This is a genomic window from Phycicoccus ginsengisoli (assembly GCF_054779295.1).
On the sequence record NZ_BAAGYN010000002.1, the window covers coordinates 304,762 to 328,459 of the forward strand.

Genomic DNA, 23,698 nt, shown 5'->3' on the forward strand with positions numbered 1-23,698 from the left:
CTGGTGAGGTCCTCCGCTCCCGCCCGGACCCCGCGGGGCAGCGCCCCCACCCCTCGGCTGGGGTTGCGGGCGAACGCGGCCCAGTTCGCGCTGCTGGTCGCCGTCAACGCCCTCGTGGGCGGCATGCTCGGGCAGGAGCGCACGGTGCTGCCGCTCCTCGCCGGGCAGGTGTTCGGCCTGCACGCCCACAGCGCAGCCCTGACCTTCATCGTGGCCTTCGGCCTGTCGAAGGCGGCCGCCAACTACGCCGCGGGGGCATGGTCGGACCGCTACGGGCGCAAGCCGGTGCTCGTGGCGGGGTGGCTCGTCGCGGTCCCCGTGCCGCTCCTGCTGATCTGGGCGCCCTCGTGGTGGTGGGTGGTCGTCGCCAACGTCCTGCTCGGCGTCGGCCAGGGCCTCACCTGGTCCACCACCGTCGTCATGAAGATCGACCTGGCCGGCCCCGCGCGGCGAGGGCTGGCCATGGGGCTGAACGAGGCGGCCGGCTACGGCGCGGTGGCGGCGACCGCGCTCGCCACGGGTTACATCGCCGCCCACTCCGGGCTGCGGCCCGAGCCGTTCTTCCTCGGCATCGCCTTCTCGGCGCTGGGCCTGGGCCTGTCGACCCTGGCCGTCCGGGAGACGCACCACCACGCGCGCCACGAGGCCCGGTCGCTCGACGACCGTCGCGGCGCCGAGCCGGGCGGCCACGTCACGGCACGGCCCGCACCGCAGCACCTGGTCCCCTCGGACCGGGAGGTCTTCGTGCGGACCAGCTGGCGCGACCGGACGCTGTCCGCCGCCAGCCAGGCCGGGCTGGTCAACAACCTCAACGACGGCCTGGCCTGGGGCCTGTTCCCGGTCCTCTTCGCCGGCGCGGGCCTGTCGGTCGGCCGGATCGGCTGGCTCACCGCCACTTACCCCGCCGTATGGGGCCTGGGCCAGGTGCTCACCGGCGCCCTGTCGGACCGGTGGGGGCGACGCCACCTGATCGTCGGGGGCATGCTCGTGCAGGCCGTGGCGCTCGCGCTCGTCGCCACCGGGCACGGTTTCGGCTGGTGGCTCGTCGCGACGGCGCTGCTCGGTGCGGGGACGGCCATGGTGTACCCCACGCTGCTGGCCACCATCGGCGACGTCGCCCACCCGTCCTGGCGGGCGCGGTCCGTCGGGGTCTACCGGCTGTGGCGGGACAGCGGCTTCGCGGTCGGCGCCCTGCTGGCCGGCGTGGTGGCGGACCTCTGGGGCATCCGAGCCGCGGTCCTCGCCGTCGCCCTGCTCACCGCGGCGTCGGGGGTCTGGGCGCAGCTGCGCATGGCTCCCGCGCGATCGATCTCGCCCTCACGGGCTTGACCACCCGGGCTGACCGCAGGCGCGTCGCCGCACCTGATCCGGCATACCTGATCCGGCACACCTGATCGGGCGCGCCTCACCGCACGCCACTGATCGGGCGCGCATCGCCGCACGCGCCTGGCCGCACGGCAGCTCGTGCCGAGGACCGCCCTCAGGAGCCGGGCGCCGCGTCGAGGCGGTCGGTCTGCTCCTCGAGCAGGTGCACGAGCCGGTCCAGCACCGGGAGGGCCTGCCGGAGCACCTCGCGGTCCGGCCCGGGGAGGGCCTCGACGGCTGTCGCCAGCGACTCGCCGTTGACCTGCCGCCAGGAGGCGACGTGGGCGGCCCCGGCGGGTGTCAGCGAGTACTCGACCGCACGTTTGTCGGCGGCACTCGCCCCGCGCTGCAGCATGCCGCCGGCCGCGAGGGTGTTGGCCAGGGTGCTGACGGAGTTCGGCGCCAGTCGCAGCGCGTGGGCGAGCTCGCCCGGCCGCGAGCCGGGGCGTTCCTCGATGACGCTGAGCAGCTCGAGCTGCGCCACGCTCAGCGGCAGGGCGGGCAGGTTGGCCCGGGCCGACCGGCGCATGGCACGCCGCAGCCGGGCCACGAGGTCCGCGAAGGTCGTGGTCAGGTCGGGCCCGTCGGCGCGCATGGGCTCAGGCTCCCACGCCGGGTCTCGGCGGAGCCGGCGCGCCCGCGGGACGGGACCCGGCCGTGAGGGCCAGCAGCAGGCACGCGACGGCCAGGGCCCCCATGACCAGGGGCGGACCGGCCCAGCCGCCGGCCTCCGCGACCCGGAACCCCAGCGCAGCCAGGGCCACGCCGACGGAGGTCCCGAGCGCCCGGGCGACGTTGATCATCCCGCCCGTCACGGCCGAGGCCTCGGGTGGGATGGAGGTCATGACCATGGCGTTGTTGGCCGGCAGGACCACCCCCATGCTGGCCCCGCTGAGCACCAGCAGCCCGGCCGCGAGCCCCGGCGAGGACCACGCGAAGAGCTGGAGCACGGCGGCGACCGCGGCAACCGCGCCCCCGACCCGCACGCGGGTCGGGTTGCCCACCGACCTGCCGAGCCGCGTCCCGAACAGCGCCGTCAGGGCGAAGCCCACCGGCAGGCAGGTCAGCACGAGCCCGCCGCGTCCCGCGCTCATGCCCCACTCGTGGAAGACCTGCGGGTACAGCACCAGCGGGGCGAAGAGGACGAGGTAGCCCAAGAGCGCGCCGAGCAGGCCACCACCGATCCCGGAGGCCCGGATGCGGGCGGGGGAGACCAGCGGGGCGGCGGCCCGCTTCTCGACCTGCCAGAACGCGACCGAGGCCGCGCCGGCCACCACGGCGGCCCCCACCACGAGCAGCCACCGCGGCTCGGGCTCCGCGAGCTGGGCGAGGGCCCACAGTGCCAGCAGCGTGCTCGCGCCGAGCAGGACCGCGCCGGTCAGGTCACCCCGCTCCTGCGGGCGCAGGTCGCGGCTGCGCGGCAGGAGCAGCAGGCCGGTGCCGATGGCGACGGCGCCGATGGGCACGTTGACCCAGAAGACCGAGCGCCAGCCGAAGCCCTCGATGAGCACGCCGCCGAGCGCGGGCCCCGCCGCCAGCCCCAGCGCCTGGGCCGCAGCCTGGACGCTGAGGGCGGCCCGGACCTGCCCGGGGCGGACGCTGCGGACCACGAGGGCGACGCTGTTCGCCTGCAGCAGGGCGGCAGCCAGGCCCTGCACCGCGCGGGCCGCCACCAGCCAGCCCAGGCTGGGGGCGAGTCCACAGCCGGCGGAGGCGAGGGTGAACAGCCCGAACCCGTAGACGTAGAGGAGCTTGCGACCGCGGGCGTCGGACCACCGGCCGACCGGCACGAGGGCCACGGCCAGGACGCCGAGGTAGGCCAGCGACACCCACTGGACCTGCGCGAGGGGGGCGCCGAAGTCCGAGCCCATCCGGGGGAACGCCAGGGCGACGATGCTCGCGTCGAGCTGTCCCATGAAGGCGCCGAGGCACACCGCCAGGACGGCCGCCCACGCCGCCCTCGGGTGCTCGCGCACCCAGGCGGGACGCGCCACCTCGGTGCCCATCCGCCGACGCACCCGTCGCCATGCCGCCGCCACGAGGTCAGTCTGTCACAGACAGAACTAATCAGGAAAGGGTTCGTCCAGCCCGGCCCGGGGACGGGCGGCGGGCGGCAGCAGCGCGTCGTCGGCGCGCGGCCAGCCCCGGGGGTCCGGGCCGAGCCGCACGAGCTCGCGCACCTGCTCCGCGCACCACGGCGAGACCTCCCGGCGACCGGCGAGGACATCGCCGGCGAACCCCGCCCACGGCACCCACTCGGTGTCGGCGACCTCCTCGGCCCGCGGCGCCAGCGAGCGGTCGGTGAGCTCGCCGGCATACACGGGGCACCACTCGTCCTCCACCACGCCGTCCATCTCGGCGGTGTAGGAGAAGCGCGGGAGCACCAGCCGCAGGCGCGCGGGGCGGGCGCCGAGCTCGTCCCGGGCCCGGCGCCGCACCGCCTCGGGCAGCAGCTCCCCGGGTGCCGGGTGGCCGCACACCGAGTTGGTCCACATCCCGGGGAATGCCACCTTGCCGGGGGAGCGGCGGGTGACGAGCAGCGACCCCTCCGGGTCGAAGAGGTATGCCGAGAACGCCAGGTGGCGGGGAGTCGAGCCGTGGTGGGCGGCGTGCTTCGGCAGCGTCCCGACCGCGTTGCCCTCGGCGTCGAGGAGGACGACCAGCTCGCTCATGCCGCCCGCCCCAGCTCGTTGACGGCCGCCGCGAAGACCCACGGCACCGCGGCGGCGGCCGGCACGAGCGCCCGGCGCAGGAGCGGCGGCCGGGTCGCCTGCCGCAGCGCGCCGGTGAGCGCCGAGCAGCGCCAGGTCGCGCTGAGCCAGCCACGCTCGTACTGCAGCGGCCGCCCCGCCGCGACCGCCGCCACGGCGGCGCGGGCCTGCGCGAGCCCGAGGGAGATGCCCTCGCCGGTGAGCGCGTCGACATAGCCGGCGGCGTCACCCACGAGCAGGACCCGCCCGGCCACCCGGCGGCGGCTGCGCTGGCGCAGCGGGCCCGCACCGGCGACGGGGGAGACCGGTTCGGCGCCCGCGAGCCGCTCGGAGAGGGTCGGGAAGCCGGTGAGGTGCTCGGCGAACGTCGCCCGGCGGTCGCTGAGCACGGCCACCCCCACGACGTCCGGGGCGACGGGCGTGACGTACGCCTCGGCCCTCGCGCCCCAGAGCACGTCCACGTGGCCGGACCACGGCGCGACCCGGAAGTGCTGTCGCTGCCCGAACCGGGGCGAGCCGCCGACGGGGTGGTCGAGGCCGAGCAGGCGGCGCGCCGGCGAGTGCAGGCCGTCGGCGGCCAGGACGTGGCGAGCGGTCAGGACCGGCCCGGTGACGCCGTGTGGACCACGGGTGCCGACCTCGACGTGGTCGCCCGCCTGGTCGAGGCGGTCGGCTGCCAGGGGGAGCACCTCCACGCCGTCCCGCTCGACCTCGGCGGACAGGCGGTCGTGCAGCTCGGTGCGCCGGACGCCGAGACCGCAGCCGTCGCGGAAGTCGGCGACCGCGCTCGCGGTCGGCCCGAGGTACCGGATGCCGCGGAACGGCCGACCGCCGGGGTGGATGCCGAGGTCGGCGAGCGCGGCCACCCCACCGGGCATGAGCCCCTCGCCGCACGCCTTGTCCACGGGGCCGGTGCGCGGCTCCAGGACCTGCACCCGCAGGCCGCGCCGCGCGGCATACAGGGCGGAGCCGAGCCCGACCGGCCCCCCGCCCACGACGAGGACGTCGACGTGGCCGCCGGTCATGCCGGCACCCGCTGGGGCTGCAGCGCCCGCTCCTCGACGCGCAGCCGCACGGCGAGCAGCACTGCGTCGAGCACCGTGAACACCACCGCGGTGATCCAGGCGGTGTGCACGAGCGGCAGGGCGAGGCCCTCGACGACCACCGCGACGTAGTTGGGGTGGCGCAGCAGGCGGTAGGGGCCGGAGCTGACCAGGGGCAGGCCCGGCACCACGATGACGCGGGTGTTCCACTGCGGACCCAGGGTGGCGATGCACCACCACCGCAGCGCCTGGGACAGCACGACGAGCAGCAGCATCGGCAGGCCGAGCACCGGCACGAACGGCCGGTCCGCCGCCAGCACCTCCACCAGCGCCCCCACGAGCAGGCCCGTGTGCAGCAGGACCATGGCGGGGAAGTGCCCCCGCCCCGACTCGACCCCGCCCCGGGCGAACGCCCAGGCGGCATGCCGGCGCGAGACGACCAGCTCGGCGAGGCGCTCCAGCGCCACCGCGACGACGAGCCCGGTGTAGAGCAGCTGGGAGGTGTCCACCGGGCGGTCAGCCCACGGCTCGCAGGAGCACCATCTCGAGGCAGAAGCCCGGTCCCATGGCCATGAGCATGCCGTACGAGCCGGGTGCCGGGGGACGCTCGTGCAGGGTGTCGGCCAGGACGTGCAGGACCGAGGCCGAGGACAGGTTGCCGATGCGGTCGAGCGAGCGCCAGGTCACGCCCAGCGCGTCGTCCGGCACCTCGAGGGCGTCCTCCATCGCCTCCAGCACCTTGGGACCGCCGGGGTGGGTGACCCAGAAGCCGATGTCGGCACGGGACAGGCCGTGGTCGGCGAAGAAGCCGTCGACGTCGGCCCGCAGGTGGGTCCGCACGAGCTCCGGGACCTCCACGCCGAGGACGATCCGCAGGCCGGTCGCGCCCACGTCCCAGCCCATCGCGCGCTCGCTGTCCGGGTAGAGGCGGCTGCGCGTCGCCAGCACGCGCACGTCGGGCCGGTCGGTCGGCCCGATCCCGTCGCCGGCCCGCGTCTCCGCCCGGGCCTCGGCCCGCCGCGCGCCGAGCAGCACCACGGCTGCGGCGCCGTCGCCGAACAGCCCGCTGGCGACGAGGTTGGCGGTGGAGGTGTCGTCGCGCTGCACGGTGAGGCTGCACAGCTCGACCGACAGCAGGACGGCCACGTCGTCGGGGTGTCCCACGAGGTGGTCGTGGACCCGGGCCACGCCCGCCGCGCCAGCGACGCAGCCGAGCCCGACCACGGGCACGCGCTTGACGTCCGGGCGCAGCCCGATCCGGGCGGCGATGCGCGCGTCCAGCGACGGCACGGCCAGCCCGGTGACGGTCGTCGACAGGACGAGGTCGACGTCGGCCGGCGTGAGGTCGGCGTCCTTGAGCGCGTCGACGACGGCCTGGGCGCCGAGGTCGACCGCGGCCTCGATGAACGCGTCGTTCGTCTCGCCGAAGTCGCGCAGCCGCGCGTAGCGCTCCAGGGGCAGGGCGAGGTGGCGGTGGCTCACCCCGGCGTTGGCGTGGAGGCGCTCCAGGAGCGCCCGGTCGACGCCGCGGGCGCCGAGCATCTCGGCGAGGGCGGCGGTGACCTCCGGCTGGGCGTACCGGTGGTCGGGGAGGGTCCCGGCGACTGAGGCGATGCTGGTCACCGGACGAGCCTAGGCACAGCCGCCACCCGACCGCCTCATGAGGGGCGGCGGCACTCGTCACACCTAGGGTGGACGCGTGTCCGGTCGGCCCGCCCCTGCCTCGTCCGCACCGGTCCTCGGGCTGGTGCGCGCCTGCCACCCGGGGCCCACCGCCGCCGTCACCGTGCTCACGGCGCTGCTCGCCGACGCCCTCGGCCGTCCCGGTCCCAGCGCCGTGCTCGTCGTCGGCGCGGTCCTGGCCGGCCAACTGACCATCGGGTGGTCGAACGACGTCATCGACGCGGGGCGTGACCGGTCGGTCGGACGCACCGACAAACCGGTGGCCCGCGGCGAGGTGACCGAGCCGGTGGTCCGGGCAGCGATCGGCGTCGCGGCCGCCGCCTGCGTCGTGCTCTCGTTCGCGTGCGGCTGGCGGTCGGCACTGGTCCACCTGGGCTTGGGCGTGTCCTCGGGGTGGGCGTACAACCTCGGCCTCAAGCGCACGCCCTGGTCCGCCGCGCCGTATGCCGTGGCCTTCGGCGCGCTGCCCGCCGTCGTCTCGCTGGCGGGGCCGGCCGGGCATTGGCCCCCGGGCTGGATGGTCCTCACGGGCGCCCTGCTCGGGGTGGGGGCGCACCTGCTCAACGCGCTGCCCGACCTCGCCGACGACGCCGCGACTGGGGTGCACGGCCTGCCGCAGCGGCTCGGCGCCCGGCGCGTGCGCGTGCTGTCGGCGGTCGTGCTGCTGGCCGGGTCGGTCGTGGCGACGGTCGGGCCGGCCGGGCCGGTGCCGGGCTGGGCGGTCGCCGGCCTGGCCTGCTGCGTGGTGCTCGCCGCGGCGACGGTCGGCGGCCGGGGGAGGTGGCCGTTCGTCGCGGCCGTCGGGATCGCCCTGGTCGACGTGGTCGTGCTCGTCGTGCGCTGAGCCCTCGTGCCGGTGGCGCCCGCGCCTAAGTACCCTTGCGGTTACGTAACCGACACGGTACGGTCGCCGTCATGGACGCAGTTCTGCAGGCGCTGGCCGACCCGAGCCGGCGCACGGTGCTGGAGATCCTCCGGGACCACCCGGCGACTGCCGGCGAGCTCGCCGACGCCCTGCCGATCGCGCGGCCCGGGGTGTCGCGGCACCTGCGGGTCCTGCGCGAGGCCGGCCTGGTCGAGGTGCGCCAGGACGCCCAGCGGCGGATCTACAGCCTGCGCCCCGAGTCGCTCGCCCCGGTGGACGAGTGGCTCGAGGGCTATCGCGTCCTGTGGCAGCAGCGGCTCGACGCACTGCACACCGAGATCGCACGAGGAAAGAAGGCACGCCGATGACGAACCTGGGCACGATGAGGGCGCTCGACCGGACCCGTGGGGCGGTCCGGGTCGAGGACGTCTACGACACCGGCATCGAGGACCTCTGGGCCGCCTGCACCGAGCCCGAGCGGCTCGCCCGCTGGATCGCCGAGGTGACCGGGGACCTGCGGCCGGGCGGCACGGTCCACCTGGTCTTCACGAGCACGTGGAGCGGGCCGGCCACCATCGAGGCCTGCGAGGCTCCGCAGCACCTCCTGCTCACCACCGCGCCGGGGACCGACGAGGAGGCCCAGGTCGAGGCGTGGCTGACCAGCGAGGGGTCGCGGACCAGGCTCGTGGTGGAGGAGCGGGGCCTGCCCGTGGACGCCCTGCACTTCTACGGCGCCGGCTGGCAGGTGCACCTCGAGGACCTCGGGCGCTCCCTGGCGGGCGGTGGTCCCGTCCATCCCGACGGCTGGTCGGCCGAGCAGGCGGCATCCGGCTGGCACTCCCGCTGGCAGGAGCTCCTCCCCGCCTACCAGGAGGACGGCACCGGCTGACGCCGCGGCGCCGTCGAGGCCCGCGAGGCGCCGCGGCACCTCCAGCCCGCCGCGGCACCTCCAGCCCGCCCTGTCACCCCGGCGCGGCTCGTGCCGCCGCCGCGCCGGGACCGGGGACCTCCGGCACTGCCACCGCGGCGGGCCGGGCGGCAGGGTGAGGTGGTGGAGCCGGCTCCGGGCCCTCGCACGGGCATCCTCGGCAGGCTCGTCGTCGCGGCGGCGAGCACCGTGCTGCTGGCCGCGTCCGGGTGCGCCACGACGCCGCCGGTCGCGACCGGTCCGACCTCGCTGTCCAGCGCCTCCGCCACCGCGACCGGGGGGCCCGTCCGCACACCCGGCCCCGTCACGACCGTCCCGCCCACGTCGACGGCCACGGGCCGCACGTCCACCCCCACCTCGTCCGGGCCGGGCGCGACGACCACGCGGCCGACCACGCCGCGGCCCTCCACGGCATACCCCGTCCGTGCCGGGCACCCGGCGTGGGTGGCGGTCTCCGTGGCGACCCTGTGGCTCGTACCCTCGTCGCCGCGCGCGGTCGACGCCCCCGCCCTGCGCTCGCCGGCCGACGTCCGCGGGTGGCTCGCGGCCATGACGCTGACGGACCGCCGCGGGCTGCAGGGGCGCGCCGAGACGCAGGCGCTGCTCGGCGACCGGGTGCTCGTCACGGCGCTGCGCGGCACCTGGGCCAAGGTCGTCGCGCCCGACCAGCCGACGCCCAAGGACGCGCGCGGCTACCCCGGCTGGGTGCCGGTGCGCCAGCTGAGCGCTGAGGCGCCGCGCTCGACGGACCAGGCGGCCACCGTCGTGGCGCGGACCGTCTGGCTGCGCAGCGACTCCTCCGCGGCCAGCCGCGTCCTCGAGGTCAGCTTCGGGACACGCCTGCCGGTCCTCGGGAGCGCCGGCGGCCTGGTCCGTGTCGGCCTCCCCGGGGGCGTGGTGCGTCGGGTCGACCCGGCAGCCGTGGTCCGTGCGAGTGCCTCGGGTCCGGCCCTCCCGGCCACCGGCGCCGCCCTCGTGCGGTCGGCACAGTCGTTCACCGGCCTGCCGTACCTCTGGGCCGGCCGGTCCGGGTTCGGCTTCGACTGCTCGGGGCTGACCTCGCTCGTCTACCGGGTGCACGGTGTGCGGGTCCCGCGCGACGCCGACGCCCAGGCGCTCGCCGGCCGACGGGTGTCGCCGGGCTCGCTCGCCCCCGGGGACCTGCTCTTCTACGCCACCGCGAGCGGCTACGTCCACCACGTGTCGATGTATGCCGGGTCCGGCCGGATGGTCCAGTCGCCGGCCACCGGGCAGAGCGTCCAGACGATCCCCGTCTCGGCGCCCGCGTACGCCGCGCAGTTCTCCGGTGCGCGCCGCTACCTGCCCTGACCTGGCAGCTGGCGCCCCGCCCCGGCGCGACGGCACACCGGCTGCCTGCCCACTGCACCCGGCACTCTCGCGCGCACGCCCGTCAGCGCCCCCTGCGGCGGCCGAACCTGAAGTACGCCAACGGCATCAGGCCGACCGAGTTCACGACCGTGATGGCCAGCGCCCAGCGCCACTTCGGGCCCCGCACCTCCTCGGCAGGCCGGCGCGCGAGGTCCACGAGCGCTGCGACCTTGAGGGCCGCCTCGACCGACCCGACCACGAGGACGACCCGCCTGGTCCCCGGGCTGAGCTCGTCCCACTTCCTCCCCATCCCCATGGCACCACCATGGGCCACCGGTGGCCGTCGGGCAAGGGGTGACCTGCTGCTGCGGTCGTGACCCACCTCGACCGCGACGCCGAGCGGAGGCGCCCCCGCGGCCATAGGGTCGCGGCATGAAGGTCGTCGTCATCGGTGGCACGGGCCACATCGGAACGTTCCTCGTTCCGCGGCTCGTCCGAGCCGGTCACGAGGTGGTCGTCCTCAGCCGCGGGACGCGGGAGCCGTACGCCGACGCCCCGGAGTGGGGGCACGTCCAGCGGGTCGCGGTCGACCGCGAGCAGGAGGACCGGGACGGGACCTTCCCCGACCGCGTCGCCGCCCTGGGTGCCGAGGCCGTCGTCGACCTCGTCTGCTTCACGCCGGAGTCGGCGTCCGCCCTCGTGGACCGGCTGCGCGGCGAGACCGGGCACCTCGTGCACTGCGGTTCGGTGTGGCGCCACGGCCCCAGCCGCAAGCTGCCGATCCGCGAGGACGGGTTCGCGGCCGGGCCGCCGACCGACGACTACGGCCGGGCCAAGGACGCCATCGCCCGGATGCTCGAGGAGGAGAGCAGGACGGGAGGCCTCACGACGACGTCCCTGCACCCCGGCCACATCACCGGACCGGGCTGGTCGCCCATCGGGCCCCTCGGGAACCTCGACCCCCGCGTCTGGTGGACCCTGTCGGCCGGCGAGCCGCTGGCCGTCCCGGGCAGCGGCGCCGAGCTGCTCCACCACGTCCACGCCGACGACGTGGCGCAGGCCTTCGAGCTCGCCGTCGCCCATCGTGACGCGGCGGCGGGGGAGTCCTTCAGCGTCGTCGCCCCGAGCGCGCTCACCGTGCGCGGCTATGCCGAGATCGCCGCGGGATGGTTCGGGCAGGAGGTCACCCTGCGTCCGCAGACGTGGGAGGACTTCCGCGCCTCGACCCCGGCCGAGCACGCGGACGTGAGCTGGGCCCACCTGGACCGCAGCCAGTACCTCGCCATCGACAAGGCCCGGGGGCTGCTGGGGTACCACCCCCGGTACGAGCCGGAGGACGCGGTGCTCGAGGCGGTGCGGTGGCAGGTCGAGCACGACCAGCTCGAGGTCGCGAACCCCCTGCTGCAGCAGCGAGCACCGACGCAGGCCTGACGCCGGCTCCCTGCCGCGAAACGGTTCCGGCGGGGCCCGTTCCGCGACCGGCGAGCGGCGCCCCGCCGCGAAACGGTTCCGGCGGGGCCCGTTCCGCGACGGGCGAGCGGCTCCCCACCGCGAAACGGTTCCGGCAGGGCCCGTCAGTGGCTGAGGACGCCCGCCGTCTCCAGCAGCATGGCGTGGACGAACGCCTGCGGCAGGTTGCCGCGCAGCTGGCGCTGCTGGACGTCGTACTCCTCCGCGTAGAGCCCGGGCGGCCCGCAGGTCGCGCGGTTGCGCTCGAACCAGCGCACGGCCTCGACGTCGTCCCCCTGGTGGTGCAGGGCGAGCGCCATCATGAAGCCGCACATGGTGAAGGCACCCTGGGTCACGCCCAGCTGCAGGTCGTCGCCGTCGGCGAACCGGTAGAGGTAGCCGTCCTCGACCAGGTCGCGCCGGACGACCTCGAGGGTCGACCTCGTGCGCGGGTCGTCGGCGGGCAGGGCGCCGCGCACCGGGGGCAGCAGGAGCGAGGCGTCGGGGCCCCCCACGTCCGCGGCTCGCTGCCACGACCCGTCCGGGGCCAGGCACCGCTGGGTCGTGTGGTGCAGGATCAGGGACGCCAGCTCCTCCCAGCGCGCGGCCTGCGAGCGGGGTGCATGCGGCGCGACCGCCCGCAGCCCCGCCACGCACGCGAGGCGCGAGTGGGTCCACCAGCGGTTGTCGAGCTCCCAGATCCCGGCGTCGGGCTCGTTCCAGGCGCTCTCGACGTGCCGGACGAGGGCCTCGACCGCCCGCCAGCCGTCGCGGTCGAGGTGGTCGAGGGCCGCCGCCCTTTCGTACATGAGCATCAGCTCGCCGAACACGTCGAGCTGGGTCTGCCCGCGCACCCAGTTGCCGACGACGTCTCGGCCGCCGGGGTAGCCGGACAGGTCGAGGCGGTGCTCGTGGGGCAGGCCGGTGCCGTCGACGCGGTAGGCCGGCCGCAGCGGCCCGCCCTCCAGCACCCGCTCGGTGGCGAAGCGCACGGCGCTGTCGAGCAGGTCGGTCTGCCCGACGGCGCTCGCCCCCATGGCGACGTACGCCTGGTCGCGCAGCCACACGAACCGGTAGTCGTAGGAGTTTCCCTCGTCCGCCTTCTCGGGCAGCCCCAGCGTCGCGGCGGCCACCATCCCGCCCGCCGGGTGGGTCATGCCGCACAGCACCGCGTAGGAGTGCCGTGCGTCGCGGGGGGCCGCCGTGTGTCCGAAGGCGTCCGGCACGCGGTCGTGCCACGTCCGCTCGGTGCGGTCCCAGAGCTGCTGCGGGTCCGGCGGCGTGGCGTGCGCCGCGTCGAGCCGGCCGACCTCGAGCACGAGGTCGTGGTGCTCGCCCGGGGCGACGGACAGGTGGGCCCGCAACCGGCCGTCGACGTCGACGACCGCGTCGGGCGCACCGCTCCAGCGCACCCGGTGCTTGCCCACCGTCGCCGTCCAGGTCCCGTCGTCCTCACGGTGCAGGTCCCGCCACGGCTCCTGGCCGAACTCCGCCCGCAGGTCCAGGACCACCCGGACGTCGGCCCGGTCGGCGACCGCGTCCACCCGCCGCAGGAGCACCACGGTGTCCGGGTCGCCCGGGTAGGCCAGCGCCTCGCGGCACTCGATCTCGGTGCTCGGGGTGACCCAGCGACTGCGCCAGATCAGCGTCCCGGGCTCGTGGTAGCCACCCCAGACGCAGGGCTCCACCGGCGTCACGGCATACCCTCCCTCGCCGCCGATGAGGGAGGACAGGACGGCGTCGCTGTCCCAGCGTGGCGCGCACAGCCAGACGACGTCGCCCCGCGGGCCCACCAGGGCGCCCCGGTGCCCGTCGGCGAGCAGCGCGTAGTCGCGCAGCGCGTACGGCGGGAACTCCGCCCAGATCGGGGGCCCCTCGGGTGTGCTCATGAGGCGACCCGCAGCCGCGCCGCGGCGTCCTCGTCGAGGGTGAGCCCGTGCCCCGGGCGGTCGGGCGCCGGACGCACCGTCCCGCCGGCGGGGTCGAGCGTCCCCTCGAAGAGCATGTCCTCGAACCGGACGTGGTCGTGGAACCACTCGAGGTGGCGGACGTTCGGGGTCGCCGCGGCTACCGGCGCGTGCAGGTGGGGCGCGCAGTGCGCCGAGACCTCGAGGTGGTGGGCGGCGGCGACGGCCGACGCCCGCAGCCACTCGGTCCAGCCGCCGCAGCGGGTGGCGTCGACCTGGAGGCAGTCCACCGCGCCGGCGGCGCACATCGCCTCGAAGTAGCCGATGTCGGTGCCGTACTCGCCGGCGGTCACGTCCGCGTCGACCAGTTCCCGGACGAGGGCGAGACCGGGCAGGTCGTCGGAGGTCACCGGCTCCTCGAACCACGTGACGTCGGCGCCGGCCTCCTGGGCGGCGTGCAGGGTGCGCACGGCCTGCTTCGCCGAGTACGCGCCGTTGGCGTCGACGAAGAGCTCGGCGTCGGTGCCCACGGTCCTTCGGGCGAGCCGCATGCGGGCGACATCCCGGTCGTGGTCCGTGCCGCCGGGACGGCCGATCTTGATCTTGACCCGCGGGATGCCCTGGCCGTGCACCCAGTGGTCCAGTTGGGCGGCAAGCCGCTCGCCGTCATAGCTGGTGAACCCGCCGCTGCCGTAGACCGCCACCTCGTCGTGGACCCGGCCGAGCAGGTCAGGGGCCGGCAGCCCGAGCAGGCGGGCGTGCAGGTCCCACAGGGCGACGTCGACGGCCGACACGGCGTACCCGACGGCACCGGCCCTCGTGGAGTTGCGGGCCGCGCGCACCATGGCGAGCCACGTCCCGGGCACGCCGAAGGCGGGCCGGCCGCGGACCACGGGGGCCAGCAGCTCGTCGACGAGGCCGACACAGGCCGCGGGGCCGTACGTCCAGCCGGTGCCGGTCACCCCCGCGGCCCGGGCCCGGACCACCACCATCGTGGTGGCGGTCCAGGTCGCGGTCCCGTCCGACTCCTCGTCCGCGTCGACGGGCAGCCGGTATGCCCTTGCCTCCAGCTGCTCGACGGGCGGGCCGCCGTCCGGGAAGTGCGGGGCGTCGGGGGAGCTCGCGGTCACGAGTGACCCCCCGGAAGGACCTCCTTGGCCTTGGTGCGGATGCCCTCGCGCAGGACCCCCCACCTGTCCTCGTCGCCGTGCAGCAGCGCGGACGCGGAGTTCCGCATCTGCTCGAAGGTGGCGTGTGGCGGGATGGGGGGCACGTCCGGGTCGGTGTGCACGTCCAGCACCGTGGGCCGGTCCGCGGACAGGGCCTCGTCCCACGCGCTGCCCAGCTCGTCGGGGGACGTGATGGTCCGGGCGGCGAGGCCCAGGCTCGCGGCGAAGGCGGCGTAGTCGACGTCGGGCAGGGTCTGCGACTCGGGGAACTTGGGGGAGCCGCCCATGGCGCGCATCTCCCAGGTGACCTGGTTGAGGTCGTTGTTGTGCAGGACGGCGACGACCAGGCGCGGGTCGGCCCAGTGCTCCCAGTACCGCTTGACGGTGATGAGCTCGGCAAGGCCGTTCATCTGCATGGCGCCGTCGCCGGCGAACACGACGACCGGCCGGTCGGGGCAGGCGAACTTCGCCCCGATCCCGTAGGGGACGCCGGGCCCCATCGTCGCCAGGTTCCCGGACAGCGAGCCACGCATGTCGTCGCGGAAGCGCAGCTGGCGCGCGTACCAGTTGGCGGACGAGCCGGAGTCGGCCGTGACGATGGCGTTGGAGGGCAGGCGCGGGGAGAGCTCGGCGAACAGCTTCATGGGGTTCACCGGGTCGGCCGGGACCTCGGCCTCCTGCGCCATGGTCTCCCACCAGGATGCGACCCCCTGCTCGATGTCCTCGCGCCAGGACCCGCGTTCGCGGGGCTTGAGCAGCGGGACGAGGGCGCGCAGCGTGGTGGCTGCGTCGCCCACGAGGTTGAGCTCGGTGGGGTAGCGCATGCCGATCCGGCCGGCGTCGACGTCGATCTGCACCGCCCGTGCCTTGCCGAGCTCGGGCAGGAACTGGGTGTAGGGGAAGCTCGACCCCACGATGAGCAGCGTGTCGCAGTCCTGCATCAGGTCATAGCTCGGCCGCGTGCCGAGCAGGCCGATCGAGCCGGTGACGAACGGCAGCTCGTCCGACAGGACGTCCTTGCCCAGCAACGGTTTGGCGACGCCGGCCTGGAGCAGCTCGGCCACCTGGGTGACCTCCGCCCGGGCGCCCCGCGCCCCCTGGCCGACGAGCATCGCCACCTTCTCGCCGGAGTTGAGGATGTCGGCCGCCTCGTGCAGCGCCGCGTCGTCGGGTGCCACTGTCGGCCACCGCACGCCCAGCGACGACGGCACCATCTTGAACTCGTGACCCGGGGGCGTGTACTCGAGCTCCTGGACGTCCGAGGGGATGATGACCGCGGTGGGGGCGTGGGCGGACAGGGCCGTGCGGATTGCCCGGTCGAGCACGTTCGGCAGCTGCTCGGGGACGTTCACGGTCTCGACGAAGTCCGAGGCCACGTCCTTGTACAGCGTGGCGAGGTCGACCTCCTGCTGGTACGAGCCGCCCATCGCGGAACGGGCGGTCTGGCCGACGATGGCGACGACCGGCACGTGGTCGAGCTTGGCGTCGTAGAGGCCGTTGAGCAGGTGGATGGCCCCGGGGCCCGAGGTGGCGGCGCACACGCCGAGACGGCCGGAGAACTTGGCGTAGCCGACGGCCTCGAAGGCCGCCATCTCCTCGTGCCTGGCCTGGATGAAGGCCGGCGCGTCGTCGGCCCTGCCCCACGCGGCGAGCAGCCCGTTGATGCCGTCACCGGCGTACCCGAAGACGTGCTCGACGCCCCACTCGCGCAGGCGGGCGAGGACGTAGTCGGCGGTGGTCTGGCTCATGGCTGCCTCCTGGGGTCGGGACGGGGGACGAGGGTGTAGGTGGCCAGGGCGGACAGCAGTGCACTGCCGGCGCTGGCCAGGGCGGCTCGGCGATGCCGCGGTGCGGTGGCGGCGAGGGCCACCATCGAGAGTCCATGTACCCCGTCGACGGCAGCGGTACTCCTGCCGACGAGGGGGAGCGAGGCGGTCGGCGCGAGGGCGAGCACGAGCCCCTGGAGCACGAGCCGGCCCCCGAGGACCCGGGTGACGGTCACCTCCCGGGCGCCGGGCCGGCGGCCCGTGACGAGTCCGAGCAGGCGGTGCGGGACCACCAGGTAGGCCAGGCCCTGCGCGACCTCCAGCCCGCCCAGCACCCGGAGAGTGGTGCCCGGCGGCCGCTGCGCGTTCCCGAGCCCGGGCGAGGAGTCCCTGAGCGCCACCTGCACGCCGGCGGGCGTCGGCATCAGGCGTTCCGGCGCCACCAGGCGCCGATGCCGGCGGCGGCCACGGCGGCGCCGACCGCTCCGAGCAGCCCGTGGTGCTGGGAGGCCCACAGCTGGGCCGACCGGTCCGTGGACCTGCTGTCGAAGACGCCGTGCGTGCCGAAGTCCTTGCCGGCCCGGCCGTCCGCCGCCTTCCAGAGGTTGACCGGCTGGTCGGGGTCACGCGGCTCGTCGGTCTGCTGCGAGGCGTACCCGGTGCGGCCGAGGTAGCGGTCGAGCAGGCCCGGGGCGATGGCGTTCGCGGCCAGCGTGGCCGCCGTGCTGCCCCCGACCCAGTACTCGCGTCGCCGGGGGTGGTGCGCCGCGTGGACCACGGCCTTGGCCGCCACCTCCGGCTGGTAGATCGGGGGCACGGGCTGGGCGTGCCGGGGCAAGCGGGACAGCACCCAGCTGAACTGTGGCGTGTTCACCGCCGGCATCTGCACCATCGTCACGTGCACGTTGCTGTGCTCGTGCAGCAGCTCGCACCGCAGCGACTCGTTGAATCCCTGGATCGCGTGCTTGGCGCCGCAGTAGGCGCTCTGGAGGGGGATGCCGCGGTACGCCAGTGCCGAGCCCACCTGGACGATCGTGCCCGCGTCGCGGGGCCGCATGCGCTTCAGGGCGGACATGGTCCCGTGGACGTAGCCGAGGTAGGACACCTCGGTCACCCGTCGGAACTCGTCGGCCTCTATCTCGTGGAAGGGCGCGAAGACCGAGGTGAAGGCGTCGTTCACCCACACGTCGATCGGGCCCAGCGCCGCCTCGACCGCCTCGGCCGCGTCGTCCACGGCGCGCGCGTCAGCCACGTCCACCGGGATCGGCATCGGTTGGCCTCCGGCGGCCGCAACCTCCCTGGCCACCCCGTCGAGTCCTTCCTCCCCGCGCGCGAGCAGGGCGACCCGGGCGCCTTCCGCTGCGAAGGCGATGGCTGTGGCGCGGCCGATGCCCGCCGTTGCTCCGGTGACGACGACTGTCTGCGGTGAGGACATGTCTTCCATGCAACGACGCTGGCCCGCAGATCGCAAGTTGAAAGCAATGATTGCGAGTGCGCAACTAGTTGCCCATGATGGTGCCGTGCGCCGCGCGCCCAGCGGGGTGAGCAGCGGACGCGGGCGCCACCTGAGGGTTGCGGCGCGCCGGACGGGGTACTCCCCGAGAAGCGATGGCGCTGCAGGAGAGGAGCTCCCATGGCCACGGCAACCACGAGGGCGCGCACCGACAGCACGCACGAGGCGCTGGAACGGGACCTGCGGCGGGAGGTGGACGCGGAGGTGCGGTTCGACGCGGGCAGCCGCGCGGCATACTCCACCGACGCCTCGAACTTCCGGCAGGTGCCGATCGGCGTCGTCGTGCCGCGGAGCGTCGAGGCGGGGGCGGCGGCCGTCGCGGTCTGCCGGCGGCACGACGCGCCCCTGCTGTCCCGCGGCGGCGGGACCAGCCTGGCCGGCCAGTGCACCAACACGGCCGTCGTCATCGACTGGTCGAAGTACTGCACAGGGCTCCTCGAAGTCGACCCGGAGGCACGGACCTGTGTGGTCGAGCCCGGCATCGTCCTCGACAGCCTCAACGCCGCCCTGGCCGAGCACCACATGCGGTTCGGGCCGGAGCCCGCGACCCACCCGAACTGCACGCTCGGCGGGATGATCGGCAACAACTCGTGCGGTGCGACCGCGCAGCGCACCGGCAAGGTCGTCGACAACGTCGTGGCACTGGAGGTCCTGCTGTACGACGGCACGCGTTTCTGGTGCGGGGAGACCAGCGAGGAGGAGTACGCCGAGATCGAGCGCCACGGGGACCTGCGGGCCTCCGTCTACCGGCGCGCCCGCGCCATCGCCGCCGATCACGCCGACCTCATCCGCGAGCGGTTCCCCGACATCCCCCGCCGCGTGTCGGGCTACAACCTCGACAGCCTGCTGCCGGAGAACCACCTCGACCTCGCCAAGGCACTCGTCGGCAGCGAGTCGACGCTCGTCACCGTCCTGCGCGCCAAGCTGCGGCTCGTGCCCGTCGTGGAGCACAGGACCCTCGTGGTGCTGGGGTTCCGCGACATCGTCGCCGCGGCCCGGGCCGTCCCCGCGATCGTGGAGCACGAACCGATCGCCCTCGAGGGCCTGGACCACAAGTTGTTGGTGGACAACGAGATCAAGCACCTCAACGCCACAGCGATGCGTGAGCTGCCCGAGGGCACGGGCTACCTGATGGTGCAGTTCGGCGGGGCCACGACGCAGGAGGCGGACGACCGGGCCCGGGCCATGCTCGACGCCCTGGGCGACACCGAGCACGACCCGCAGGTGAAGTTCCTCGACGACCCCGACGCGGAGCACGAGCTCTGGCTCGTGCGGGAGTCCGGTCTCGCCGCGACCGCGCACGTCCCGCACCACCCGGACACCTTCGAGGGCTGGGAGGACTCCGCGGTCGCACCCGAGCGGCTCGGTGACTACCTCCACGACCTGAAGGAGCTCTTCGAGGAGTTCGGCTACGAGGGGGAGACCGCGCCCAGCCTCTACGGCCACTTCGGCCAGGGGTGCCTGCACACGCGGATCCCGTTCGGGCTCTACACGGACGAGGGTGTGGCGCACTACCGCCGCTTCATGGAGCGGGCGGCCCGGCTCGTCAGCGACTACGGCGGCTCGCTGTCGGGCGAGCACGGGGACGGGCAGAGCCGCGGCGAGCTGCTGCCGGTCATGTTCGGCTCCGACGTGGTGCGCCTGTTCGAGCAGCTCAAGGACGTCTTCGACCCGCGGAACCGGATGAACCCCGGCAAGGTGGTCCGCGCGCGCCGGCTCGACCAGGACCTGCGGCTCGGTGGCGAGTGGGTGCCCCGTCCGATGGGCCGGCCGGAGTTCGCGTACCCGAGCGACGGCGGGTCGTTCGTCGACGCCGCGAACCGCTGCGTCGGCGTCGGCAGGTGTCGGCAGCACGGCCACGAGGCCGGCTCCGTCATGTGCCCGTCGTACCAGGCGACCGGCGAGGAGGAGCACTCCACGCGGGGGCGTGCGCGCCTGCTGTTCGAGATGCTCGACGGGCACCGTGACGGCACGATCCGCGACGGGTGGCGCTCGACCGCGGTGCGCGACGCGCTCGACCTCTGCCTGTCGTGCAAGGGGTGCAAGAGCGACTGCCCCGCCAACGTCGACATGGCGACCTACAAGGCCGAGTTCCTCTCGCACCACTACCGGCACCGCCTGCGCCCGCGGTCCCACTACACCCTGGGCTGGCTCCCGCTCGCGGCGTATGGCGTCCACCGGGCCGGGCTCGCGCGCGTCGGCAACGCCGTGGGCGGGTCCCGGGTGGCGCCACTGCTGGAGCGGCTGGCCGGGCTCGACCCGCGTCAGGTGCCCCGGTTCGCCGAGCAGACGTTCCAGGCGGACTGGGCCGGCCGGACCCGGGGCGCAGGGAACGACGGGAGCGCCAGTCGTGGACGGGTCGTCCTCTGGCCCGACACGTTCACCAACCACTTCCACCCGTGGATCGCGCGGGCGGCGGTGGAGGTGATCGAGTCGGCGGGCTGGGAGGTCGTCGTGCCCACCGAGCCGCTGTGCTGTGGCCTGACCTGGATCTCGACCGGCCAGCTCGGCCCGGCCCGCCGCGCCCTGCGCAGGACGGCCTCGGCCCTGTGGCCGCACCTCCGGGACGGCGCCCTCGTCGTCGGGCTCGAGCCGAGCTGCACCAGCGTCTTCCGAAGCGACGGCCCGGAGCTGATGCCGGACGACCGCGAGGTGGCCCGGCTCCGGGACGCCACCGTCACCCTGGCCGAGCTGCTCGAGGAGCACACGCCCGGCTGGCGGGCGCCCCAGTGGCGACCCGGGACCGACGCTGCGCAGGACCCGCAGGACGGCACCCGCGACGCGCCGGCCGGCTCCGGCGACAGACCGGTCGACGGTGCCGCCCAGGTGCACTGCCACCAGCACGCCGTCCTCGGGTGGGACGCGGACGCGCAGGTCCTGTCGGACATGGGGCTCGAGGTGCCCGCCCTGGACTCGGGCTGCTGCGGCCTGGCCGGGAACTTCGGCTTCGAGCGCGGTCACTTCGAGACGAGCCGCAAAGTCGCCGAGAACGGACTGCTCCCGGCCCTGGACCGCCTGCCGCGGGACGCGGTCGTCCTCGCGGACGGGTTCAGCTGCCGCACCCAGGTCGCTGAGCTGGCCGGCGGTCGGCGCGCCCACCACCTCGCCGAGGTCCTCGCGCAGGCCCAGCACCGTGAGGCGCAGGCCCAGCACCGTGGGGCGCAGGCGGGCCCCGTTTCACCGCGCCCGGGACCGGGTAGCCCCGGGCATACACCCAGGCACGCCGCCACGGCTGCCGCCAGAACGGGAGGTTCTCGCATGCCAGGTCCCCACGACGCCGTCACCTCGCTCGTCAGCGAGCAGCACGGGCGGGTGCGGACCCTCGTCCGCTCGGTGCAGGAGACCAGGGGGGAGGAGAGGGCCGAGGCCTACCGCTCCTTCCAGGACTACCTCGCTGCCCACGAGGCGATGGAGGAGCTCGTGGTGCACCCCGCCCTGATGGCGGTCGCCGACGGCACGTCGGTCGCCAAGGACCGGGTGGACGAGGAGCGGCAGGCCACCTCGCTCGTCCAGCAGCTCGAGCAGTTCGAGGTCGACACCCCCCAGTTCGAGGAGACGTTCGCCGAGCTGGCGCAGGCCGTGTCGCAGCACGCCGAGGCCGAGGAGCACCAGGAGCTCACGATGCTGCTCCCGCGCGTCGACGAGGAGGCGGCCGGGCGCATGGTGGCCGGTCTGCACGCCGTGGGCGAGGTTGCCGAGGCCCTGCGCGGTGGAGGGTTCGCCGGCAGCCGTGGTTTCGCCGCCACGCTCGGAGCGGCCAAGGACGAGGTGACCCGGCGCGGGCTCACCGCCGACGGGTCGGGTCGCCCCTGACGGCTGCCGCCGGTCGAGGGGCCGGCGGCAGCCCGGAGAGCGCGAGGCATCCGCCGCGCCGAGGGTCGGCGGTGCGGGGAGGGTCGCGGCGTGGGGAGGGTCAGCGGCAGAGGGTCCGCTTCCCGGCGGGTCTGGCCACGTCCGTCAGCAGGTCGACCACCAGGGCCCGTACCGGTGCCACTCGGTCGTCGCTCGCGTCGATCCCCTGGAACAGCAGGTTCTCCGTGGCCGGTGTCGGCGGGCCCTCGCTGGTGCGCGCGATGTCCAGCGCAGCCTGTGACAACGTGCGGAAGGCGGGTGCATCGAGCGAGCAGGTGGCCTGCTGACCCTGCGACCCGCCGGTGGACAGGACCGTCCGGTCCTCCTGGATGCTCAACCGCTGACCGCGGTCGCCGGCTGTCGTGCCGACGCGCTGGATGCTCAGGGGGTAGTCAGCCTTCGGGGGAGCGGTCGTCGTGGTGCTCCTGGTGCCTGCGGGGGCGTCCGGGATCGCGGGCCCTTCTTGGGTGCATCCGACGAGGGCGAGGCCGGTGAGGAGGCAGACCGGGCCGAGCCGGAAGAGGGGCACCATGCGGGTCATACCGGGCATCCTGCCCGACGGGCAGACGGCGTCGGTGCAGAACGCGCGGAGAGCACGGGCCCTTGCGCACTGCCGGGTGCCGCCCTCACCCCCGGCGTGCCGGCGAGCGACCGTCGACCGTGACCCAGGGGCTGGCACCGGGCGCGCCCGCGGCCGCGGGTTGGAGGCGGGTGTGCTCGTCGGCGAGGAGGGTGATGACGTCGACAAGGCTCTCGACCGGGTGGTCGGGGTGCGCGAGCCGCGGGTCCTTGATGGCCTCGGTGATGAAGGCGGCGACGTCACGCAGTTTGGCGTTGCGGCCCTGGGAGTACGCGACGAGCATCCGGAAGGCGGTCTCCTCGTCGACGCAGAAGGCGAGCATGAGGGCGCCCTTCGCCTGCTCGATCGTGGCGCGGTACGTCGCCGAGGCCGTCACCGCCTCGGTCTGCCAGCGGGAGATGTCCCCCGTGATGTCGAGGAGGAAGCCGTCCAGCCGGGACGTCCGCTGCGCCCGGTCACGAACCGCGTGCGCCACCAGGCGGACCCGTCGCCCCGACCGCTGTCCGGTCCGCATCCGGTAGGTGTGAGAGGACGTGCCCGGCCGCGCGACCTGCTCCTGCAGCCAGTCCCTCGTGGCGCGCAGGTCGTCGGGGTGCACCCGCAGGAGCAGGTCCTCGGTGGTGAAGGGACGGCGTGGGGGGAGGCCGTGCAGCGACAGCCACGGAGCGCCGACCTCCCAGCTGTCGAGCCGGGGGTCGTAGCGGTAGGGATAGGCGGCGGGCGCGGGGTCGACGACGCTCACGGGCGTGCCTCCGGACGGACTTCGCAAGGCCTTGGTTCGACCGCTTCCGACCATAGCCCGGCTGACACGTCCCTGTCACCGCGCGAGCAGCACGGCGACTCAGACGTCGACCGCCGGCTCCCCGGCGCGCACTCGTGCCACGGTCCCGCCCACGGCCTCGCCGAGCAGCGTCGCCCGGACCCAGTCAGCGGCCAGGCCGTCGAACACGCGGTGTCGCCGCAGCATCGCGTGCTTGCCGTCCCGGACGGTGACGAAGCCCACGCGCGCGCTCGCCGACAGGCGCCGGGCGGCGGCCCGTGCGTACGCCGGCCTCGCCACACGGTCGTGGTCCCCGTGCACGAACAGCACGTCCCGGCCGGCAGCCACCGGCAGCGGCTCGTCGGGGTGCAGCCACGTCGCGAGGGCGACGACCGAGCGGACCTGCGCAGCGCCGGCCGCCAGGAGGGCAGCCCGTCCTCCGAGGCTGTGCCCGACGAGGCCCACCGGCAGGTCGGCGCCGTACCGTTCCCGCACCTGGCCCAGGGCCCACCGCACGTCGTCCAGCGGCGTGGTGTGGGCGTCCCACCCCCGCGCCGAGTTGAGCAGCCGGAAGACGGCGAGCCGGTCCTGTCCGGCGTGGGCGAGCCGTGCGGCGATCGGGACCATGCGCAGCACCGACAGCTGGGTCGGGCGCACCCGCATCGCCTGCCGGCGGCTCGCACCGCCGTGGAGCACCAGCGTGACCGCCTCCGGCCGTGCGGGCGCGCGGGTCTGGACGAGCCGCGAGTACACCTCCATGCCGGCAACCCTGCCTGCC

Annotated in this window: 22 protein-coding genes; 7 read left to right on the top strand and 15 right to left on the bottom strand. The window is 75.0% G+C overall.

The features are described from left to right. The gene (locus ACYVDO_RS04070) at nucleotides 1–1,329 is read left to right on the top strand and encodes an MFS transporter (protein ID WP_460933414.1); all 1,329 of its coding nucleotides are present in this window, start codon (nucleotides 1–3) and stop codon (nucleotides 1,327–1,329) included. 151 nt (nucleotides 1,330–1,480) lie between these two features. Here ACYVDO_RS04070 and ACYVDO_RS04075 read toward each other — a convergent pair whose 3' ends face one another. From ACYVDO_RS04075 to ACYVDO_RS04100, 6 genes are read right to left on the bottom strand one after another with little or no spacing between them, the layout of a single operon-like run. Beyond that, nucleotides 1,481–1,960: a MarR family winged helix-turn-helix transcriptional regulator gene (locus ACYVDO_RS04075; protein ID WP_460932986.1), complete on the bottom strand. Its 480-nt coding sequence runs from the start codon at nucleotides 1,958–1,960 to the stop codon at nucleotides 1,481–1,483. A gap of 4 nt (nucleotides 1,961–1,964) precedes the next feature. Next, a complete protein-coding gene (locus ACYVDO_RS04080; RefSeq protein ID WP_460932988.1) occupies nucleotides 1,965–3,404 on the bottom strand; it encodes an MFS transporter in 1,440 nt (479 codons plus the stop codon). A gap of 24 nt (nucleotides 3,405–3,428) precedes the next feature. Next, nucleotides 3,429–4,037, bottom strand: coding sequence for an isopentenyl-diphosphate Delta-isomerase (gene idi, locus ACYVDO_RS04085; RefSeq protein ID WP_460932990.1), 609 nt, complete (start codon nucleotides 4,035–4,037; stop codon nucleotides 3,429–3,431). After that, nucleotides 4,034–5,101 (bottom strand): NAD(P)/FAD-dependent oxidoreductase, encoded by a 1,068-nt coding sequence (locus ACYVDO_RS04090; protein ID WP_460932992.1) that lies wholly within the window; start codon nucleotides 5,099–5,101, stop codon nucleotides 4,034–4,036. The genes idi and ACYVDO_RS04090 overlap by 4 nt, the downstream gene beginning before the upstream one ends. Beyond that, the gene (locus tag ACYVDO_RS04095) at nucleotides 5,098–5,628 is read right to left on the bottom strand and encodes an isoprenylcysteine carboxyl methyltransferase family protein (protein WP_460932994.1); all 531 of its coding nucleotides are present in this window, start codon (nucleotides 5,626–5,628) and stop codon (nucleotides 5,098–5,100) included. Before ACYVDO_RS04095 ends, ACYVDO_RS04090 begins: the two co-directional genes overlap by 4 nt. A 7-nt stretch (nucleotides 5,629–5,635) precedes the next feature. Next, complete coding sequence (locus tag ACYVDO_RS04100) at nucleotides 5,636–6,742, bottom strand: type III polyketide synthase (RefSeq protein WP_460932996.1); 1,107 nt, start codon at nucleotides 6,740–6,742, stop codon at nucleotides 5,636–5,638. 76 nt (nucleotides 6,743–6,818) lie between these two features. Between ACYVDO_RS04100 and ACYVDO_RS04105 the strand changes: the two genes are divergently transcribed. The 4 genes from ACYVDO_RS04105 (at nucleotide 6,819) to ACYVDO_RS04120 (ending at nucleotide 9,924) form a co-directional block, all read left to right on the top strand. Next, nucleotides 6,819–7,646: a UbiA family prenyltransferase gene (locus ACYVDO_RS04105; protein WP_460932998.1), complete on the top strand. Its 828-nt coding sequence runs from the start codon at nucleotides 6,819–6,821 to the stop codon at nucleotides 7,644–7,646. 71 nt (nucleotides 7,647–7,717) lie between these two features. Next, nucleotides 7,718–8,035, top strand: coding sequence for an ArsR/SmtB family transcription factor (locus ACYVDO_RS04110; protein ID WP_460933000.1), 318 nt, complete (start codon nucleotides 7,718–7,720; stop codon nucleotides 8,033–8,035). Next, nucleotides 8,032–8,556: an SRPBCC family protein gene (locus ACYVDO_RS04115; protein WP_460933002.1), complete on the top strand. Its 525-nt coding sequence runs from the start codon at nucleotides 8,032–8,034 to the stop codon at nucleotides 8,554–8,556. The genes ACYVDO_RS04110 and ACYVDO_RS04115 overlap by 4 nt, the downstream gene beginning before the upstream one ends. A gap of 162 nt (nucleotides 8,557–8,718) precedes the next feature. After that, the gene (locus ACYVDO_RS04120) at nucleotides 8,719–9,924 is read left to right on the top strand and encodes a C40 family peptidase (protein ID WP_460933004.1); all 1,206 of its coding nucleotides are present in this window, start codon (nucleotides 8,719–8,721) and stop codon (nucleotides 9,922–9,924) included. Nucleotides 9,925–10,006: 82 nt separating this feature from the next. Here the strand turns inward: ACYVDO_RS04120 and ACYVDO_RS04125 are convergent, their stop codons facing one another. Next, entirely contained in the window at nucleotides 10,007–10,240 is a 234-nt protein-coding gene (locus tag ACYVDO_RS04125; protein ID WP_460933006.1) for a hypothetical protein, read from the bottom strand. 116 nt (nucleotides 10,241–10,356) lie between these two features. Between ACYVDO_RS04125 and ACYVDO_RS04130 the strand changes: the two genes are divergently transcribed. Then, complete coding sequence (locus tag ACYVDO_RS04130; RefSeq protein WP_460933008.1) at nucleotides 10,357–11,355, top strand: NAD-dependent epimerase/dehydratase family protein; 999 nt, start codon at nucleotides 10,357–10,359, stop codon at nucleotides 11,353–11,355. Between the two features lie 143 nt (nucleotides 11,356–11,498). Here ACYVDO_RS04130 and ACYVDO_RS04135 read toward each other — a convergent pair whose 3' ends face one another. The 5 genes from ACYVDO_RS04135 to ACYVDO_RS04155 are packed head-to-tail and all read right to left on the bottom strand — an operon-like array spanning nucleotide 11,499 to nucleotide 17,659. Next, entirely contained in the window at nucleotides 11,499–13,262 is a 1,764-nt protein-coding gene (locus ACYVDO_RS04135; protein ID WP_460933010.1) for a glycoside hydrolase family 15 protein, read from the bottom strand. Beyond that, complete coding sequence (locus ACYVDO_RS04140) at nucleotides 13,259–14,410, bottom strand: enolase C-terminal domain-like protein (RefSeq protein ID WP_460933012.1); 1,152 nt, start codon at nucleotides 14,408–14,410, stop codon at nucleotides 13,259–13,261. The genes ACYVDO_RS04135 and ACYVDO_RS04140 overlap by 4 nt, the downstream gene beginning before the upstream one ends. Then, nucleotides 14,407–16,197: a thiamine pyrophosphate-requiring protein gene (locus ACYVDO_RS04145; protein ID WP_460933014.1), complete on the bottom strand. Its 1,791-nt coding sequence runs from the start codon at nucleotides 16,195–16,197 to the stop codon at nucleotides 14,407–14,409. Before ACYVDO_RS04145 ends, ACYVDO_RS04140 begins: the two co-directional genes overlap by 4 nt. Next, nucleotides 16,194–16,640 carry a hypothetical protein gene (locus ACYVDO_RS04150; RefSeq protein WP_460933016.1) on the bottom strand — a complete coding sequence of 149 codons (447 nt, stop codon included), beginning with the start codon at nucleotides 16,638–16,640 and terminating at the stop codon, nucleotides 16,194–16,196. Before ACYVDO_RS04150 ends, ACYVDO_RS04145 begins: the two co-directional genes overlap by 4 nt. Further along, a complete protein-coding gene (locus ACYVDO_RS04155) occupies nucleotides 16,640–17,659 on the bottom strand; it encodes an SDR family oxidoreductase (protein ID WP_460933018.1) in 1,020 nt (339 codons plus the stop codon). The genes ACYVDO_RS04150 and ACYVDO_RS04155 overlap by 1 nt, the downstream gene beginning before the upstream one ends. Nucleotides 17,660–17,848: 189 nt before the next feature. On the opposite strand from ACYVDO_RS04155, the gene ACYVDO_RS04160 reads away from it, so the two are divergent. Then, entirely contained in the window at nucleotides 17,849–21,541 is a 3,693-nt protein-coding gene (locus tag ACYVDO_RS04160) for an FAD-linked oxidase C-terminal domain-containing protein (protein ID WP_460933020.1), read from the top strand. 100 nt (nucleotides 21,542–21,641) lie between these two features. On the opposite strand, the gene ACYVDO_RS04165 is transcribed toward ACYVDO_RS04160, so the two are convergent. The 3 genes from ACYVDO_RS04165 to ACYVDO_RS04175 form a co-directional block, all read right to left on the bottom strand. Continuing rightward, entirely contained in the window at nucleotides 21,642–22,121 is a 480-nt protein-coding gene (locus ACYVDO_RS04165; protein ID WP_460933022.1) for a hypothetical protein, read from the bottom strand. 85 nt (nucleotides 22,122–22,206) lie between these two features. After that, the gene (locus tag ACYVDO_RS04170) at nucleotides 22,207–22,902 is read right to left on the bottom strand and encodes an ANTAR domain-containing protein (RefSeq protein ID WP_460933024.1); all 696 of its coding nucleotides are present in this window, start codon (nucleotides 22,900–22,902) and stop codon (nucleotides 22,207–22,209) included. Between the two features lie 99 nt (nucleotides 22,903–23,001). After that, a complete protein-coding gene (locus ACYVDO_RS04175) occupies nucleotides 23,002–23,679 on the bottom strand; it encodes an alpha/beta fold hydrolase (protein ID WP_460933026.1) in 678 nt (225 codons plus the stop codon). Nucleotides 23,680–23,698 lie beyond the last annotated feature (19 nt).